The organism is Kitasatospora sp. MAA19 (genome assembly GCF_029894125.1).
Lineage (GTDB): Bacteria > Actinomycetota > Actinomycetes > Streptomycetales > Streptomycetaceae > Kitasatospora.
This window is the reverse complement of sequence record NZ_JARXYZ010000090.1, coordinates 1-1,321: the sequence shown is the minus strand read 5'-3', so window position 1 is coordinate 1,321 and position 1,321 is coordinate 1. Positions and strand designations below refer to the sequence as shown.

1 rRNA gene is annotated in these 1,321 nt (G+C 56.7%); it reads right to left on the bottom strand.

From position 1 onward, the window contains the following. Positions 1 to 1,274 (bottom strand): 23S ribosomal RNA (locus P3T27_RS40890); the annotation flags it as partial. Positions 1,275 to 1,321 lie beyond the last annotated feature (47 nt).

Here is a 1,321-nt window from a genome sequence, read left to right as displayed (position 1 = left end):
CTGCAATGACACGACTTCGGTGATGTGCTTGAGCCCCGCTACATTGTCGGCGCGGAATCACTTGACCAGTGAGCTATTACGCACTCTTTCAAGGGTGGCTGCTTCTAAGCCAACCTCCTGGTTGTCTCTGCGACTCCACATCCTTTCCCACTTAGCACACGCTTAGGGACCTTAGTCGGTGTTCTGGGCTGTTTCCCTCTCGACCATGGAGCTTATCCCCCACAGTCTCACTGCCACGCTCTCACTTACCGGCATTCGGAGTTTGGCTAAGGTCAGTAACCCGGTAAGGCCCATCGCCTATCCAGTGCTCTACCTCCGGCAAGAAACACGTGACGCTGCACCTAAATGCATTTCGGGGAGAACCAGCTATCACGGAGTTTGATTGGCCTTTCACCCCTAACCACAGGTCATCCCCCAGGTTTTCAACCCTGGTGGGTTCGGTCCTCCACGAAGTCTTACCTCCGCTTCAACCTGCCCATGGCTAGATCACTCCGCTTCGGGTCTTGGGCATGCAACTCAACCGCCCTATTCGGACTCGCTTTCGCTACGGCTACCCCACACGGGTTAACCTCGCTACACACCGCAAACTCGCAGGCTCATTCTTCAAAAGGCACGCAGTCACGGCCCACCAGCAAGCTGATGAACGACGCTCCCACGGCTTGTAGGCACACGGTTTCAGGTACTATTTCACTCCGCTCCCGCGGTACTTTTCACCATTCCCTCACGGTACTATCCGCTATCGGTCACTAGGGAATATTTAGGCTTAGCGGGTGGTCCCGCCAGATTCACACGGGATTTCTCGGGCCCCGTGCTACTTGGGAGTTCTTCAAACGAGCCGTACAGATTTCGTCTACGGGGGTCTTACCCTCTACGCCGGACCTTTCGCATGTCCTTCGACTACCCATACGGTTTCTGACTCGCCGACCGGCCGGCAGACCGATCAAGAAAAATCCCACGACCCCTCAAGCGCAACCCCTGCCGGGTCTCACACGCTCAAGGTTTAGCCTCATCCGGTTTCGCTCGCCACTACTCCCGGAATCACGGTTGTTTTCTCTTCCTGCGGGTACTGAGATGTTTCACTTCCCCGCGTTCCCTCCACACTGCCTATGTGTTCAGCAGCGGGTGACAGCCCATGACGACTGCCGGGTTTCCCCATTCGGACACCCCCGGATCAAAGCTCGGTTGACAGCTCCCCGGGGCCTATCGTGGCCTCCCACGTCCTTCATCGGTTCCTAGTGCCAAGGCATCCACCGTGCGCCCTTAAAAACTTGGCCACAGATGCTCGCGTCCACTGTGCAGTTCTCAAACAACGACCAGTCAC